Origin of the sequence: Flavobacterium sp. N2550 (assembly GCF_025947265.1) — a bacterium.
GTDB lineage: Bacteria > Bacteroidota > Bacteroidia > Flavobacteriales > Flavobacteriaceae > Flavobacterium > Flavobacterium endophyticum.
On the sequence record NZ_CP110007.1, the window covers coordinates 3,385,491 to 3,401,307 of the forward strand.

At 38.2% G+C, this 15,817-nt stretch carries 15 protein-coding genes; 7 read left to right on the forward strand and 8 right to left on the reverse strand.

What is annotated here, in order from left to right:
• The first annotated feature begins 49 nt into the window (after positions 1-49).
• From OLM56_RS14980 to OLM56_RS14995, 4 genes are read left to right on the forward strand one after another with little or no spacing between them, the layout of a single operon-like run.
• Positions 50-1,990, forward strand: coding sequence for a vWA domain-containing protein (locus OLM56_RS14980; RefSeq protein WP_264527548.1), 1,941 nt, complete (start codon positions 50-52; stop codon positions 1,988-1,990).
• Positions 1,987-3,243, forward strand: a complete 1,257-nt coding sequence (locus OLM56_RS14985) for a dihydroorotase (protein ID WP_264527549.1) — start codon at positions 1,987-1,989, stop codon at positions 3,241-3,243. Before OLM56_RS14980 ends, OLM56_RS14985 begins: the two co-directional genes overlap by 4 nt.
• A gap of 3 nt (positions 3,244-3,246) precedes the next feature.
• Positions 3,247-3,573 carry a hypothetical protein gene (locus OLM56_RS14990; RefSeq protein ID WP_121374599.1) on the forward strand — a complete coding sequence of 109 codons (327 nt, stop codon included), beginning with the start codon at positions 3,247-3,249 and terminating at the stop codon, positions 3,571-3,573.
• Positions 3,574-3,577: 4 nt separating this feature from the next.
• Positions 3,578-4,228, forward strand: coding sequence for an alpha/beta hydrolase (locus OLM56_RS14995; protein WP_264527550.1), 651 nt, complete (start codon positions 3,578-3,580; stop codon positions 4,226-4,228).
• Positions 4,229-4,274: 46 nt separating this feature from the next.
• On the opposite strand, the gene OLM56_RS15000 is transcribed toward OLM56_RS14995, so the two are convergent.
• Genes OLM56_RS15000 through OLM56_RS15010 form a run of 3 tightly spaced genes read right to left on the reverse strand, consistent with a single transcriptional unit; the run spans position 4,275 to position 6,083 of the window.
• Positions 4,275-4,757 (reverse strand): hypothetical protein, encoded by a 483-nt coding sequence (locus OLM56_RS15000; protein WP_264527551.1) that lies wholly within the window; start codon positions 4,755-4,757, stop codon positions 4,275-4,277.
• Positions 4,758-4,807: 50 nt separating this feature from the next.
• Positions 4,808-5,305 carry a hypothetical protein gene (locus OLM56_RS15005; protein ID WP_220477617.1) on the reverse strand — a complete coding sequence of 166 codons (498 nt, stop codon included), beginning with the start codon at positions 5,303-5,305 and terminating at the stop codon, positions 4,808-4,810.
• Between the two features lie 13 nt (positions 5,306-5,318).
• Positions 5,319-6,083, reverse strand: a complete 765-nt coding sequence (locus OLM56_RS15010) for an MBL fold metallo-hydrolase (protein WP_182492257.1) — start codon at positions 6,081-6,083, stop codon at positions 5,319-5,321.
• Positions 6,084-6,168: 85 nt separating this feature from the next.
• On the opposite strand from OLM56_RS15010, the gene OLM56_RS15015 reads away from it, so the two are divergent.
• Positions 6,169-7,641 carry a TonB-dependent receptor gene (locus OLM56_RS15015; protein ID WP_121374603.1) on the forward strand — a complete coding sequence of 491 codons (1,473 nt, stop codon included), beginning with the start codon at positions 6,169-6,171 and terminating at the stop codon, positions 7,639-7,641.
• A 74-nt stretch (positions 7,642-7,715) separates the two neighbouring features.
• Here OLM56_RS15015 and bcp read toward each other — a convergent pair whose 3' ends face one another.
• Complete coding sequence (gene bcp, locus OLM56_RS15020; RefSeq protein ID WP_121374604.1) at positions 7,716-8,168, reverse strand: thioredoxin-dependent thiol peroxidase; 453 nt, start codon at positions 8,166-8,168, stop codon at positions 7,716-7,718.
• A gap of 84 nt (positions 8,169-8,252) precedes the next feature.
• Between bcp and OLM56_RS15025 the strand changes: the two genes are divergently transcribed.
• Positions 8,253-8,903 carry an endonuclease III domain-containing protein gene (locus tag OLM56_RS15025; RefSeq protein ID WP_264527552.1) on the forward strand — a complete coding sequence of 217 codons (651 nt, stop codon included), beginning with the start codon at positions 8,253-8,255 and terminating at the stop codon, positions 8,901-8,903.
• A gap of 37 nt (positions 8,904-8,940) precedes the next feature.
• On the opposite strand, the gene OLM56_RS15030 is transcribed toward OLM56_RS15025, so the two are convergent.
• Positions 8,941-9,084 (reverse strand): hypothetical protein, encoded by a 144-nt coding sequence (locus tag OLM56_RS15030; RefSeq protein ID WP_170148721.1) that lies wholly within the window; start codon positions 9,082-9,084, stop codon positions 8,941-8,943.
• Between the two features lie 53 nt (positions 9,085-9,137).
• Positions 9,138-9,722, reverse strand: a complete 585-nt coding sequence (locus tag OLM56_RS15035; protein WP_121376189.1) for an RNA polymerase sigma factor — start codon at positions 9,720-9,722, stop codon at positions 9,138-9,140.
• Between the two features lie 316 nt (positions 9,723-10,038).
• On the opposite strand from OLM56_RS15035, the gene uvrA reads away from it, so the two are divergent.
• A complete protein-coding gene (uvrA, locus tag OLM56_RS15040; RefSeq protein WP_264527553.1) occupies positions 10,039-12,825 on the forward strand; it encodes an excinuclease ABC subunit UvrA in 2,787 nt (928 codons plus the stop codon).
• Between the two features lie 195 nt (positions 12,826-13,020).
• Here the strand turns inward: uvrA and OLM56_RS15045 are convergent, their stop codons facing one another.
• Both OLM56_RS15045 and OLM56_RS15050 read right to left on the reverse strand, forming a co-directional pair.
• Complete coding sequence (locus tag OLM56_RS15045; protein ID WP_264527554.1) at positions 13,021-14,493, reverse strand: oligosaccharide flippase family protein; 1,473 nt, start codon at positions 14,491-14,493, stop codon at positions 13,021-13,023.
• Positions 14,494-14,534: 41 nt separating this feature from the next.
• The gene (locus OLM56_RS15050; protein WP_413614432.1) at positions 14,535-15,812 is read right to left on the reverse strand and encodes a glycosyltransferase family 4 protein; all 1,278 of its coding nucleotides are present in this window, start codon (positions 15,810-15,812) and stop codon (positions 14,535-14,537) included.
• Positions 15,813-15,817 lie beyond the last annotated feature (5 nt).

Consider the following 15,817-nt stretch of genomic DNA (forward strand, 5'->3'; position numbering starts at 1 on the left):
AGCAATGACAACTGCCAACTAATTTGTATTTTTGACAAACTTTCAATGAATGCAGTTCAAACATCCTGAAATTCTTTACTTCCTTTTCTTATTGGTCATTCCAATTCTGGTCCATTTGTTTCAATTGCGACGCTTCAAGAAAGAACATTTCACCAATGTACATTTCTTAAAAGAGCTTGCCATCCAGACTCGAAAAAGCTCAAAACTAAAGAAATGGCTTTTGCTGCTCACCCGTCTGTTCCTTTTGGCCTGCTTGATTATTGCCTTTGCACAACCATTCTTCCAAGCAAAAGACAGCAAAGGAATCACAAACGAAATGTTTATCATTCTGGACAACTCGTTTTCGATGCAAGCTAAAGGAAAACAAGGCGAACTGATGAAAAGGGCTGTACAGGAATTATTAGAAAATGCTCCGGAAAATCAGACATTTTCACTGGTCACAAATTCAGAAATTTTCTGGAATACGGATATAAAGTCCATCCAAAGAGAACTTCAAAATCTAAAATACAGTGCTTCACCATTTGCTTTAGACAACCTGATGGCGAAGATAAAATCTAGAAAATCACCTTACAACAAAGACATCGTCGTGATTACAGATGCTGTCGGTTTACAGCCAAAACAGCTGAAAAGTATTGATTCTACTTTCAATACGTATTTTATCATTCCAAAGGCCGAACAGAAAAACAATATTTCTATCGACAGCGTGTTTATCCACCAGACATCGGACAATTTTTATGATATAGGCGTAAAACTTTCTTCGTATGGCGATAATGAAAACGACATTCCGATTGCCTTATACAATGATAAAAAGCTTATTGCCAAGACCATCGTAAATTTTGAAGGCAAAGAAAAATCCATCAATTTTACGATTCCAAAAGAAGATTTTAACGGCTATGCCTTAATCGAAGACAATGCCTTGCACTATGACAATCAATTGTTTTTCAGCATTTCAAAACCGCAAAAACTGAATGTCGTCAGCATCGGACAGCCCGAAAAAAGCAACTTCTTGAAAAAGATATATTCCGACAGCGAGTTCGTATTTAATAATTTCGACTTAAAATCGCTGGACTATAATATTCTGGAAAAGCAAGATGCTATTGTCTTGAATGAACTACCAGAAATACCACAGGCTTTGCAGACCACTTTAAAATCTTTTGTAGAAAAAGGAGGCAATCTAATTGTAATTCCATCAGCAGAAAGCAGTATTTCGAATCTGAACAGCCTAATGAGTAATTTTGGGGGAATCCAGTTCAAATCTTTAGAAAACAAAGAAAAATTAGTCACAAAAATTGCTTTCAATCATCCGCTATACAGCACGGTGTTTGAGAAAAAAATCGACAACTTCCAATATCCGAATAGCGCTAGTTCGTATGGAATGTCAAGCGCCTATCCATCCATATTGAGCTTTGACGACCAAAGCGCTTTCCTTACGGCTGTACAAAATCCAGTCAGTTCGGTCTATGTATTTTCTGCTCCTATAAACAAGGATAATTCTAATTTCCAAAACTCTCCGCTGATTGTGCCGACATTTTACAACATGGCACTCAGTAGCCAAAAAACGGGAATAAACGCATTGACAATCGGTGAGAACAGTCCGTTTTTGATGGATGCTTCCTTGTCAAAAGACGAAATCGTCGAAATCAGAAGTCTTTCCGAAGATGCCAATGAAAAGTTTATTCCAATGCAGCAGATACTGAATAACAAAGTAAAATTGACTTTTAACGATTTCCCTCAAGAAGCAGGAAATTTTGGAATATACAAGCAAGACAATTTACTAAAGAAAATCAGCTTTAACTACGGCAGGACCGAAAGTGACTTGAGCGCTTCTAACGAATCCTTATTATCCGATTATAACGTTATTGAAAGCATCGACAGCGTTTTTGATACTTTACAGACGGACCGAACCGACAACGAAATCTGGAAATGGTTTGTGTTTTTGACCCTGCTGTTTCTAGTCACTGAAATATTGATACAAAAATTTGTAAAATGAACATAATCATCCGACAAGCTAAAATTATCGACCCTAAAAGCCCGTACCATAATGAAATTGCAGATCTAAAGATTGAGGGCGGCGTCATAACCAAGATTGGAAAGAAATTGCAGAACCCCGACAAGCTACAAGAAGTATCTCTCGAAAATCTGCACGTATCTCAAGGCTGGTTTGATTCTAGCGTCAGCTTGGGCGAACCTGGTTTTGAAGACAGAGAGACAATTTCTAACGGATTAGATACCGCTGGAAAAAGTGGCTTTACCGCTATTGCGATGCAGCCGAATAGCTTTCCGATTTTAGACAATCAATCCAGCATCAGTTTTGTAAAAAGAAAAGCGGAAGGCTTTGCTACGGACTTATTTCCTATCGGAGCTTTGACCAAAAATAGCGAAGGCAGTGATCTTGCCGAATTATTCGACATGAAAAATTCCGGTGCTGTTGCTTTTGGAGATTACAACAAAAGCTTGTCAAACGCCAACTTGCTAAAAATTGCGTTGCAATATGTACAAGATTTTGACGGACTGGTTATTACCTATTCTCAAGATTCTAATATCAAAGGAGCTGGCGTGGCGAATGAAGGAATTGTCAGCACACGATTAGGTTTAAAAGGAATACCGGCCTTGGCGGAAGAATTGCAGATTTCAAGAAATTTGTTTATCTTAGAATATACTGGAGGAAAATTGCACATCCCTAATATTTCGACAGCAAAGTCGGCACAATTAATTAAAGAAGCAAAAGCTAAAAGCTTGAACGTGACGTGCAGCGTAGCGGTTCACAATTTGGTCTTGACGGACGAAAAGCTAGATGGTTTCGATACAAGATATAAAGTAACGCCGCCCTTAAGAAGCGAATCGGATAGAAAAGCATTGGTTAAAGCAGTAAAAGATGGCATTATCGATGTGATTACTTCGGATCATAATCCGATAGACATCGAGCATAAAAAAATGGAATTCGATATGGCTAAAAACGGAACGATAGGATTGGAAAGCGCTTTCGGAGCTTTAACAACCGTTTTGCCTGTAGAGAGTATCATTGAGAAATTGGTAGCCGGAAAAGCAATCTTTAGCATTGAGAATCCTGAAATTAAAGAAGGTAATAAAGCCAATATCACGCTTTTTAATCCAGAAGAAAAATGGACATTTGGCAAAGAAAATATTTTGTCAAAATCAAAAAACTCAGCTTTCCTAGGACAATCAATGAAAGGAAAAGCCTATGGAATATACAACAACCAAAAATTAGTTCTAAACGACTAGATTATGAAAAATACAGTTGAAGAAGGAAAAAATACGGCAATCATCGCCCATCTTACAATTTTAGGAACGATTATAGCGGCAGTACTTAACGGCGACAAGAAAAATGCTTTTGCAGGCTTTTACATTCGCCAGACCTTAGGAATATTTCTTTTGTTTTTTGCGTTAGGCTATCCCGTAGGATTGTTCGACAGCTGGATGATTTCCTCGGCATTGTATCTTTTTATTTTTATACTTTGGGCTTATAGCTTTGTGAGCGCGCTCCAAGGACAGATGAACATGATTCCTCTTCTAGGAAGCTTTTTCCAAAAAGCATTCAAAAATCTTACTTAGAATAATGAAATCAAACATAGAATACCTCATTCGAGAGCCCAGAATAAAAAAAGAAAAAAATCCTTTATTGTTGTTGCTTCACGGCTACGGAAGCAATGAAGAAGATTTATTTTCCTTTGCACCAGAACTACCAGATGAATATTATGTAGTTTCGGCCAGAGCACCTTACAATTTACAGCCATACGGCCATGCTTGGTATGCCATAAATTTTGATGCCGACGAGAACAAATTTTCAGACAACGACCAAGCAAGAGAATCAAGGGATTTGATAGCAAGACTTATCAATGAATTGGTTTCGGACCTGCCTATTGACTTTCAAGACGTTACTTTAATCGGCTTCAGTCAAGGAACAATCTTGAGTTATGCCGTTGCGCTGAGCTATCCTGAAAAAATCAAAAACGTTGTAGCGTTAAGCGGTTACCTAAATCCAGATTTGCTGGTTTCAGGTTACGAAAAAAAGGATTTCAACCATTTAAAAATGTTTGCTTCCCACGGAACAGTAGATCAGGTCATTCCTGTAGAATGGGCCAGAAAAGCTCCCGATGTACTAAAAAGCTTAGGCATTGATGTGACTTATAAAGAATATCCTATCGGCCACGGAGTTTCTCCGCAAAATTTTTATGATTTCAAAAATTGGCTCGAAAACCATAAATAAAAAAAGGATTCCAATATGGAATCCTTTTTTTATCATTATTTAAATCTTAGTCGTCTATTCTGTCGCTTCCCGTGATAACTTCTTCATTAACCAGCGCGCCTGCATACAATAGCGAATCGCCTTTCATAAGTTTATACCCTTTGGTAGTCTGTAGTTTCCAGTCATCCTTCACATAAGGTTTTCCTTCTGATTCTCTTACGAGCATCAAAGGCAATTTTTCGTTAGGTATAAAAAGTTCGGCTCGGTCGCCATTCTCTTCCAAGACAGCAAAAGCACTATAAACAGCATCGCCTTGCTTTATTTCTGTAGCAGGATTAAGGCGGATACCGACTTCAAACGGACGGATGCAATTCTTTTTCAGCTCAGACCAAGTATAGCCTGCCGAAGCAACACAGCCTTTATCATCCTTATCATTTCCGACCACAGTTCCCAAGCTGTCCTTTTGGATCGTCATATCAGAGCCGTTGCTTAAATCCTTGCAAGAATAAGCAGAAATGACAACAAGAGCCAGCAAAAATATTTTTTTCATAATCGATTGAGGGTTTAGGCTTGACAGTCTATAAAATTATAAAAAAACTTTTATTTAAGAGTCTTCGGATAAATAAAAGTATCCATTGTTTCATATTCTGTCGGCTTGCCCTCTTCTTTAAAATATTTGATCATGACCTCGCCCCAAGCGCCACCAATGTTAAAATCGGCTATAATCCAGCGGTTGTTCAAGATTTTTATTTTGTTAATGATTGCTTTGTTATCATTAATCTTATCATATTTTGTAAGCGGATTGCCTTCTGGCTTTTCATTCAAAGAACTGATTTCATCACGGATTTCTGCCGCCAACTGGTTCACATCAAAGTTTTCAAAATATTCTATCGCATTGTCATTATATTCCAACGAAAAATAATTAGCATCCATGACCTGATTGTTCAGTGCTGCTATAGAATCTTTTTTTGCTTTGGATTCTTTTTGGAAATTAGCAATCCTATCTTCTTCAAACTTTGTCTTTTTAGTAAAATACATGTACGTGAAAATATTCAATAAGACCGATAATATGAAAAGATAAAGCAGTGGTTTTTTCATAGTTTATTTCAATTTAAATAGTTATTTGCAGGTTGTCATACGCCAAAAATACATTCTCAGGAAGCTGTTTTTGTACTTCTTCATGAAATCCCATTCGGTGGCTGATATGAGTCAGATAGGCCTTTTCAGGCTGTAGTATTTTGATAAAGTCTAACGCTTCCTCAAGATTAAAATGCGAATGGTGTGGTTCTTCTCTCAAGGCATTTACGACCAATACTTTCAGTCCTTTTAGCTTTTCAATTTCAGATTGCTCAATAGTCTTTACATCCGTCAGATAAGCAAAATTGTCAATCCTATAGCCAAAAACCTGAAGTCCGCCATGCATGACATTAATCGGAATTGCTATTTTATCTCCGATAGAAAAATTTTGCCCATTGACAACTTCTATCGGTTCTACAGAAGGAGCTCCGGGATACTTATCGACCGTTTCAAAGACATAATCAAACCTTCTCTTTAAAGACTCTAAAACGCGCTTGTGGAGATAGATAGGAATATTGCCTTGCCTGAAGTTGAACGGCCTAATATCATCCAGTCCAGCGGTATGGTCTGAATGTTCATGCGTGAACAAGATTCCGTCTATTTTTGGACATTCGGAAACCAGCATCTGCTGCCTAAAATCAGGGCCGCAATCAATGACAAAAGAGTGATTTTCCCAAGAAATCCAAACCGAAACGCGAAGGCGCTTGTCTCTTGGATCATTGCTTTTACATACAGGGTGACTGCTTCCGATTACTGGAATGCCTTGCGAAGTTCCTGTACCTAAAAAATATACTTTCAATTGACGTTAATTTTTTACAAAAATAGGATTAATTCCCTTTAATAAAAGCCCTATTTTGTTAACTTTGCAAAGTATTATCACTATTATGAGAAACGACGAGAACGAAATCAAACTTAAAGGAGATAAGGTCATCGAGCAAATTCCTTCTATAAAGGATAAAGCCCTCCGTATTAACTTGAACGAAAATATTTATGGCACTTTTGCAGAGATTGGTGCCGGACAAGAAACCGTAAGACATTTCTTCAGAACTGGCGGTTCTTCTGGAACTATAGCAAAAGCTATGTCTGCTTATGATAAAGATTTTAGCGACGCTATTTATGGCGCTGAAACCGACGGAAGATATGTTACTGAAGCTAGGCTTAAAAAAATGCTTTCGCACGAAGTCAAGCTTGTAGAACAGCGTTTGAAAAGAGACAAGCATCCAAGCAAGATGTTTTTTAGCTACGCGAATACTGTAGCCACTATCGACTTCGCGAAACAATTCAAAGGCCACGGCTGGGTTGGAATCAAATACCAGATCGAACCAGACGAAGATTATAACGAAATTGTATTGCACATCCGCTTTAAAGAAACTGACGCACGATTACAGCAAGAAACACTTGGTATTCTTGGTGTTAATTTGATTTATGGCGCTTTTTATAAATACAACGACCCGAAAAAACTGTTGCGTTATTTGTATGACCATTTGGACAAAGACCAATTGGAAATCGATACGATAAACTTTTCAGGGCCTCGTTTTGCTGATGTAGACAACCGTTTGATGAGCCTTCAATTGGTCAAAAATGGAATGACAGATGCCGTGATGTTCGATCCGGAAGGAAAAAACGTTTTGCCGGCTGCGATATTGTACAAGAAAAACATCTTGGCATTAAGAGGAAGCTTCCGACCTGTTACGCGAGTCAACATGGACATGTATGAGAAGTCGCTAAAAATGTTTCTTGAAGAAAATAAAGTAGAAAAAGAAAACACGCTGGTTGTTTTTGAAATTACGCTTTCCAATCTTCGTTCTGACGGAGAAATTGACGAAAGAGATTTCATGGACAGAGCAGAGTTACTTTGTTCATTAGGACAGACCGTAATGATTTCCAACTTCCAAGAATATTACAAAGTTGTTGAATATTTCTCTAACTATACCAAAGCCAGAATGGGACTCGCCATGGGTGTCAACAACTTGGTAGACGTTTTTGATGAGAAATATTACCGTCACTTGAGTGGCGGTATTTTGGAAGCTTTCGGTAAATTATTCTACCGCGATTTAAAAGTTTTCTTATATCCGATGAAAGATGAAGACGGAGTAGTAATCAACTCAGAAAATCTGAAAGTTCATCCACGTATGAAGGAATTGTACAAATTCTTCAAATTCAACGGAAAAGTGGTCGATATCACAGATTTTGACGAACATGACTTAGAAATTTTCTCTAGAGAAGTACTAAAAATGATCAGTAAAGGAAAACCAGGCTGGGAAAGCATGCTGCCGCAAGGTATTGCCGAATTGATCAAAAGAGACAATCTTTTCGGATACGACCCGAAGAAACTCATGGAAGAAAGCACGAATTAAGATTCGGCAGATAAAAATAAAAAAGCAGTATTCAGATAAAATTGAATACTGCTTTTTTTATGAATTCGTATAAATTACTTTAAGATCTGATTGGCATGCGCTTTGGTTTTCACATCCGAAATTACTTCATCGATAATACCTTCTTCATTAATCACAAAAGTCGTTCTGTGGATACCGTCATACGTTCTTCCCATAAATTTCTTCGGTCCCCAGACTCCAAATGCCTGAATGACTTCTTTATCTTCATCTGCTAGCAACGGGAACGGAAACTTAAATTTATCCTTAAACTTACCTTGTGCTTTTTGCGAATCGGCACTGACGCCAAGAAGTTCATAATTATTGGCTTTAAAGCGCTCAAAATTATCGCGCAAATCACAAGCTTCGGCAGTACAGCCCGGTGTATTGGCTTTTGGATAAAAGAAAACTACTAATTTCTTTCCTTTATAATCTTCTAATTGGCGGAATTTTCCGTCTTGGTCAAAGCCAGAAAAATCCGGTGCCTTGTCGCCTGCTTTTAATGTTGTCATATTTTTGGTATTGGGTTTTTAGAGAATCAGTCAAGGAAAAACTAAATATTTATCCTAATTTTACACGTATAAAAATAGCTAAAAATGACCAAAAAAGAACGTGCAACATTTGTTATTAATACGTTAAAACAACTATATCCAACCGTCCCTGTTCCTTTAGACCATAAAGATGCTTATACGTTACTGATAGCTGTGCTGCTTTCTGCCCAATGTACAGATGTAAGAGTCAATCAAATCACGCCTATCTTGTTTGCAAAGGCCGACAACCCTTACGATATGATAAAAATGTCAGTCGAAGAAATCCAAGATATCATACGTCCCTGCGGCCTATCGCCTATGAAATCGAAAGGAATTTACGGACTATCACACATCCTCATTGATAAATACAACGGCGAAGTTCCGCAAAGCTTTGAAGCATTGGAGTCGCTTCCGGCTGTAGGCCATAAGACCGCAAGCGTAGTCATGTCGCAAGCTTTTGGAGTCCCTGCTTTTCCAGTAGACACGCATATCCATAGATTGATGTATCGCTGGGGATTGTCAAGCGGAAAAAATGTGGTAGAAACCGAAAAAGATGCCAAAGCGATTTTCCCCAAAGAATTATGGAACGACCTGCATCTTCAGATTATCTGGTATGGAAGAGAATATTCGCCAGCAAGAGGCTGGAATCTCGAAAAAGATATCATCACCCGTACCATCGGAAGTAAAAAAGTATTGGCCGAGCTGACCAAAAAGTAAAAAAAATATCCCGATAAAAAATTATCGGGATATTTTCTCAGTTAGCAATTGACTCAAATTTTAGCCCTTTTACTTTAATATAGCTCAAGGCTTTAGAGTAATTTAATAAAAACGATATTGTTTCTTTCTTAGGCTGCATTGGTTGTGTTGCTAATGATTTTTTAGAGTAGATTTTTGCCATATATTTATTTTATAGGTTCTTTCTACTACAACGCAACAATTATACGAATATTGTTAATTGGTCAAGATAATTTGATGCTTGTCGATAACTTTTCTCAAGTTCATCAGAGCATAACGCATCCTTCCTAATGCCGTATTGATGCTAACGCCCGTCAACTCTGAGATTTCTTTAAAACTCAGGTCTTGATAGATTCTCATCAACAGTACTTCTTTCTGATCGTCTGGAAGTTCTTCGATTAGTTTTCTCAAATCATTTTCTACTTGTGCCGTAATCATTTTGCTCTCAATATTCGGGCAGCTGTCAGACATAATCGAAAAGATAGAAAAATCTTCCGTCTCTCTAAACATTGGCATTTTTTTATTTCTTCTGAAATGATCTACGATAAGATTATGAGCAATTCTCATTACCCATGGAAGAAATTTTCCTTCTTCATTATAAGATCCCGATTTTAAGGTGCGGATTACTTTAATAAATGTGTCTTGAAAAATATCATCAGTAATATCTCTGTCAGAAACCTTGGAATAGATAAATCCATAGATTTTTGACTGGTGTCTTTCGATAAGTGAAGCAAGGGCGATTTCTTCACCTGCTACATATCTCTTTACCAACAAAGCGTCTGGGGTTTGAACATTTGCCATAGTATTACCTTTTAGTTTTTGGTTGTAAACGAAAAATAGAATTTCTAAAAAGTAATTTTTTGTAATAGGCAAGTGTTAAATTAAGATTAATTATGAACCAAATGTAGTATTATTTTTTTTATAGTACAAAACAAAATATTGATTTTTAACATAAATCGTACAATAAAATAAATTTTAACAATGATTATCCACTAAAACATAGCAATTTTCGACACAATTATCACTCCTTTAACATTGAAATACACACATATTTCTCAATTTTAAACCATCAACAGCTTCCTTAAATTAATTATCTTTGCATCTCTCAAAATTTGCTATGATTACTGATATCACAAAAATAGAACCAAAGACAAATATTATCATCAAAGGCGCTCAAATTCACAATCTTAAGAATTTAGATGTCGTCATTCCAAGAAACAAACTCGTAGTAATTACGGGGCTTTCAGGCTCTGGAAAATCGAGTCTCGCTTTTGATACCTTGTACGCCGAAGGACAACGAAGATATGTCGAAAGCTTGTCGTCGTATGCAAGGCAATTCCTTGGACGTTTAGACAAACCCAAAGTAGATTATATCAAAGGAATTGCTCCTGCGATTGCTATCGAACAGAAGGTCAATACCACAAATGCGCGTTCGACTGTAGGTACTTCTACTGAAATATACGATTACCTGAAGCTTCTTTTTGCCAGAATCGGAAAGACCTTTTCTCCTATATCCGGACAAGAAGTCAAGAAAGATACTATTACAGATGTCATCAATGCTGTAAAGTCGTTTGAATTGGAAAGCAAATGGCTGCTCCTCGCTCCTATCCATCTTGAAGAAGGACGTGCGCTCGAAGACAAGCTGAAAGTGCTTTTGCAGCAAGGTTTCGCCCGTATCCTGATCAATAACGAAATGGTGCGTCTCGATGAAATCGACGGCCATACTTTAGACAACAAAGACATTCTTTTGATTATCGACAGGATTGTCGTCAAAGACGAAGAAGAATTCTACAATCGTCTTGCCGATGCTGTACAGACCGCTTTTTACGAAGGGAAAGGCATTTGTTATCTGCAAGAATTAAATACCGAAAAACGTTTTTCCTATAGCAATAATTTTGAACTAGACGGTATCCAGTTTTTCGAACCAAACGTACACCTTTTTAGCTTCAATAATCCCTACGGCGCTTGTCCTACGTGCCAGGGCTACGGAAATATAATCGGGATTGACGAAGAACTAGTTATTCCAAACACAGCCTTGTCTATCTTCGAAAATGCTATTTATCCATGGCGCGGCGAAAGCATGAGCTGGTACCGAGACGAACTGGTCAAGAACGGCTATAAGTTTGATTTTCCGATACACAAGCCCTACTACCAGCTTACAGAAGAACAGAAAGCATTGGTATGGAAAGGCAACAAAGATTTCGTGGGATTGAATGAATTCTTCAAAGAACTCGAAGTCAAAAATTATAAGATACAAAACCGCGTCATGTTATCCCGCTACCGCGGCAAGACCAAATGTCCAGATTGTCGAGGAAAACGTCTTCGCGAAGAAGCAAATTACATCAAGATTGGCGGAAAGACGATTTCCGACTTAGTCGATTTGCCAATCAAAAGACTGGTTGTCTTTTTCAAGGAACTGGAATTATCCGAATACGACCTAAAAGTAGCCAAACGATTGCTTTTAGAAATCAATAACCGATTGGCCTTTTTGACAGAAGTCGGTTTGGATTATCTTACCTTAAATAGAAATTCTGCCACATTATCAGGCGGCGAATCACAGCGAATCAATCTGGCCACTTCTTTGGGAAGCAGCCTTGTCGGTTCGATGTATATTTTGGATGAGCCTAGTATCGGACTTCATCCAAAAGACACTGAAAGATTAATAAAAGTATTGCTTTCGCTTCGTGATTTGGGAAATACGGTTATCGTAGTCGAACATGACGAAGACATCATGAAAGCGGCCGATATGATTATCGACATCGGTCCAGAAGCCGGAACTTTTGGAGGTGAATTAGTTGCTCAAGGTACTTTTGACGAAATACTTCAATCGACATCGTTGACCGCTAAATACCTAAACGGGCAGGAAGAAATCAAAACGCCAAGAATCCGCAGAAAATATAAAAACTTCATCGACATCAAAGGGGCTCGCGAAAACAACCTGCAAAATATAGACGTGCGCTTTCCACTAGAAGTGCTTACGGTAATTACAGGAGTTTCGGGAAGTGGAAAAAGTACCCTCGTCAAAAAAATACTTTTCCCAGCCATGCAGAAAGCGTTGGAAGGCGTTGGAGAAAAAGCCGGACAGTTTACCGAAATGACCGGAAGCTACCAGCTTATCAAGCATATCGAATATGTAGACCAGAATCCTATCGGAAGAAGCTCACGCTCGAATCCGGTGACGTATATCAAAGCCTATGATGATATCCGTGACTTATTTGCCAAGCAAAAGCTGTCGCAGATACGAAATTACCAGCCGAAACACTTTTCCTTTAACGTAGATGGCGGACGCTGCGAAACCTGCAAAGGTGAAGGTACTATCAATGTAGAGATGGTTTTTATGGCCGATGTGCAATTGGTCTGCGATACCTGTAACGGAAAACGCTTCAAGAAAGAAATTCTGGAAGTTACGTACGAAGGAAAAAATATCGATGATATATTGACTTTGACCATAGACGATGCCGTAGCCTTTTTCAAGGAACAGAATCAGACAAAAATCATTCAGAAATTACAACCGCTGCAAGATGTGGGATTAGGCTATGTACAACTCGGGCAATCTTCTTCGACGCTTTCGGGCGGAGAAGCACAGCGAATTAAGCTAGCGACATTTTTGGTCAAAGGAGCGACAAAAGACAAGGCGTTGTTTGTTTTTGATGAACCGACTACAGGCTTGCATTTCCACGATATCAAAAAGCTCTTGGCTTCATTTGATGCGCTGATAGACAAAGGCCATTCGATAATCGTCATCGAACACAATCTCGATTTGATAAAATGTGCCGACTATATTATTGATATCGGTCCTGAAGGAGGCGAAAATGGGGGACACCTCATTGCATCGGGCACTCCAGAAGAAATCGTACAGAATAAAAAATCGATTACGGGAAAATATCTTAAGGAAAAACTATAGCGCTGTTTAACACTAATTTATCACTTCAGGAAGCATGACATTTTAACTTTGGCATGGAACTTGAATATATTATGATATAAAAGTTAGTTGGTTAACTGATAAAATATTTAAGAGTTTAATAATTTGGTTGATTATTAAAATTGGTTGGTTAGGTTTGTTATAAATCCCGTTGTACTGCAAAGTAGGCGGGATTTATTATTTTGAGCCCTTGCCTATTCTATTCATCACATTTTTTAGTACCAAATTAATATCCGAAGAAATAGCGAAAACATAATTCAGATATACATACGCAATCGTAATCAATATTGATTTCAAGATGATATTCATATACGGATTAAAAGGAAAGTCCCAGAAATAGAAAGCACAGAACAATACGATTATAATCCCGAACGATTTTAAAGTATTTCTAGTAAACGGATAGAGATCCATCTTTTTTACCACAAATAAAAGCTTGATGGTATTGTAAACGAAGATTGAAATAAAGGTAGCCAAGGCCGAACCTGTAATACCATACATCGGTATAAAAAGCATGTTTAATCCGATCATCATTACGACCAAAAGCAAGCCGAAAAGCAACACCATACGATAGTATTTCGTATTGAGAATGATAGCATTGTTATTTCCTAAGATTACATCATAAAACTTTCCAAGGCCAATCAAGAAAACACTCAAAATTCCGGCTTCATAATTCCCTGGAATTACCAGATAGAGCTGTTTGATATTCAAGAAGATTCCCAGCATCACCAAACCGCCAAATACCTGCAGGCTTATGGCACTTTTTTTATACAGCTCGTTCAATTCCTCCATCTTTTCTTCGCTCATCAGGCGCGCCGTGATCGGGTAGATAATCTGCAGCATGGCACGACTCGGAACTGCGATAACCGTCGCAATATAAATAGCAACAGAATATACTGCATTCTTGCTGATTTCTTCATATGCCGGAATCATTACCTTATCAAAATCAAGCAATAAAACCGCAACGCTTCCCGATAGTATGATAAAAAAAGAATAGCCAAAAATATCCTTCACGTTTTCAGGAACCTTGACATGGAACGTAGGCATCTTGACATACATCGCATAAATAATCATGGCCAGCATCTGCAAGCCATAGGCTCCGGCAATGCAATAAATAAACGTGTCCTTGTCAATCCATCCTAAATAAATAGAACACAAAAGAACAGTCGTCAGGATCCTTACCAAGACTTCGCTGATAAAATTCCCAAAAACAGACTTCATGTGTACTTTTACCCACGCATAAAAAATCTCGAAATAGCCCATAAACAAGCCTACGACAGGAATCAGCCATAGAAAAGGTTCGACTGTCGGATTGTCTTCCACAATCCAAGAAGCAATCTTCTCGTAGCCGAAAATAGTAATGATGCTAATTGGAACAATCAGCAATAACGGCATCAAGAGCATAAAGCTCAAGAAACGCTCACGTTCTGTTTCATCTTTGTATTTCGCATAAAACCGAATCAGCGTGCTATGAACGCCAAACGCCATCAGCGGCATCATGATATTGGCCGCCGAAAGCAAAAACGAAACGATTCCGTAATGTGTTTTGCCTAAAAAGCTGGTGTAGAGAAAAAGTGCATTAACAGCGCCAATACCAAAACCAAAATAGGTAACGGCAATGTTCTTGGCAGACTGATTTAATACGATTCCCATGTGTATATTTTTGATTTAAGATTTTAGAATTCTGCTAAATCCTATTGCACTATTTTTGAGAGCTTTTCTGTCAGGCTTTTGCGGCTGTATTGTTGCAAGCCTACTGCGTAGGTTTTTAATTTTCCTTCTTTGAAAAGAGCATAATTGGCCAAGATGTTTGACTTTAAGGCATCGAACTCATCGTAATTAAAAAATGCTCCTGTATTCGTTTCCTTAATAATTGTGGCAAAGTCAGAACCTTCTGGACCAATAGCCAAAATAGGCCTTTCTGAAGCCATATATTCAAATAATTTTCCAGGGATAATACTTTTAGTGTCTTCGGAATTAATTTCAATCAGCAAAAGCATTTGCGACTTTCTCTGATGTTCCACTGCTGTCTTATGTGAAACATAGCCCAGATTGCTCACGTAACGGTCAAGTCGGAATTCCGATATCGCATCCAATACTTCTTGGCTTACGGCTCCGATTAATTTCAGCTCGAAATCTTTTTTGAAGTCTGGATTTTCCTTGATGATTTCTTTGAGGCATTTCCATAAGATTCTCGGGTTTCTTTCGGACAAAAAAGAACCAATATGCGCTAGGCTGAATTTTTCATCCAGCGGCTGTTTTTCTACTTTTTCAACATCAAAACCGTTCGTAATCACTTCGATAGGTTTTGAAGTCAGCGCTTCAAATTCCTTTTTTGTAGTATTGCTGGTCACCAAAATCGTATCGGCACCATTCAAGACAATCGATTCCAATTCCTTATGTTTTCTAGAAGCCGAAGCTGATAATTTCAATTGGGAGTGATAGCCTATGGTTGTCCACGGATCGCGAAAATCGGCAAGCCATTGCACTTTTGTTCTTTCTTTCAGCGCCAGACCGATCAAATGAAGGCTATGTGGCGGTCCCGAGGTGATTATTGTATCAATTTCGTTTTCCTTGATGTATTTTTCCAAAAACAATACCGATGGTTTTACCCAAAACACCCTCGCATCCGGAATAAAAACATTGCCACGAATCCAAAGCAAAAGTTTTTCCAAAAGGGATTGTTTCTTTTGGTTTGGGATAATGCCTGAACTGATTTTCTTGGTCTTTTTCTTCGAAAAAATAGAAGCAAAGCCATACGGCTCAAAAATCTTGTTCTTCAAGATGATTGCCTTGTCCGAAACTTCGCTAACCAATCCTTCATCGATAATCGGATAAGTCGGATTTTCGGGAACATACACTATAGGCTGTATGCCAAAGTCTGGCAGGTACTTCACAAACTTCAGCCAGCGCTGCACTCCGGGTCCTCCGGCGGGCGGCCAATAATAAGTTATGATAAGTACTTTTTTCAAAATTA

What these genes read in the sequence shown, in the direction of transcription:
- uvrA (WP_264527553.1), top strand. Translation starts at nt 10,039, where the DNA reads ATGATTACTGATATCACAAAAATAGAACCAAAGACAAATATTATCATC.
- OLM56_RS14990 (WP_121374599.1), top strand. Translation starts at nt 3,247, where the DNA reads ATGAAAAATACAGTTGAAGAAGGAAAAAATACGGCAATCATCGCCCAT.
- bcp (WP_121374604.1), bottom strand. Translation starts at nt 8,168, where the DNA reads ATGACAACATTAAAAGCAGGCGACAAGGCACCGGATTTTTCTGGCTTT.
- OLM56_RS14985 (WP_264527549.1), top strand. Translation starts at nt 1,987, where the DNA reads ATGAACATAATCATCCGACAAGCTAAAATTATCGACCCTAAAAGCCCG.
- OLM56_RS15045 (WP_264527554.1), bottom strand. Translation starts at nt 14,493, where the DNA reads ATGGGAATCGTATTAAATCAGTCTGCCAAGAACATTGCCGTTACCTAT.
- OLM56_RS14995 (WP_264527550.1), top strand. Translation starts at nt 3,578, where the DNA reads ATGAAATCAAACATAGAATACCTCATTCGAGAGCCCAGAATAAAAAAA.
- OLM56_RS15030 (WP_170148721.1), bottom strand. Translation starts at nt 9,084, where the DNA reads ATGGCAAAAATCTACTCTAAAAAATCATTAGCAACACAACCAATGCAG.
- OLM56_RS15025 (WP_264527552.1), top strand. Translation starts at nt 8,253, where the DNA reads ATGACCAAAAAAGAACGTGCAACATTTGTTATTAATACGTTAAAACAA.
- OLM56_RS15005 (WP_220477617.1), bottom strand. Translation starts at nt 5,305, where the DNA reads ATGAAAAAACCACTGCTTTATCTTTTCATATTATCGGTCTTATTGAAT.
- OLM56_RS15015 (WP_121374603.1), top strand. Translation starts at nt 6,169, where the DNA reads ATGAGAAACGACGAGAACGAAATCAAACTTAAAGGAGATAAGGTCATC.
- OLM56_RS15035 (WP_121376189.1), bottom strand. Translation starts at nt 9,722, where the DNA reads ATGGCAAATGTTCAAACCCCAGACGCTTTGTTGGTAAAGAGATATGTA.
- OLM56_RS15000 (WP_264527551.1), bottom strand. Translation starts at nt 4,757, where the DNA reads ATGAAAAAAATATTTTTGCTGGCTCTTGTTGTCATTTCTGCTTATTCT.
- OLM56_RS14980 (WP_264527548.1), top strand. Translation starts at nt 50, where the DNA reads ATGCAGTTCAAACATCCTGAAATTCTTTACTTCCTTTTCTTATTGGTC.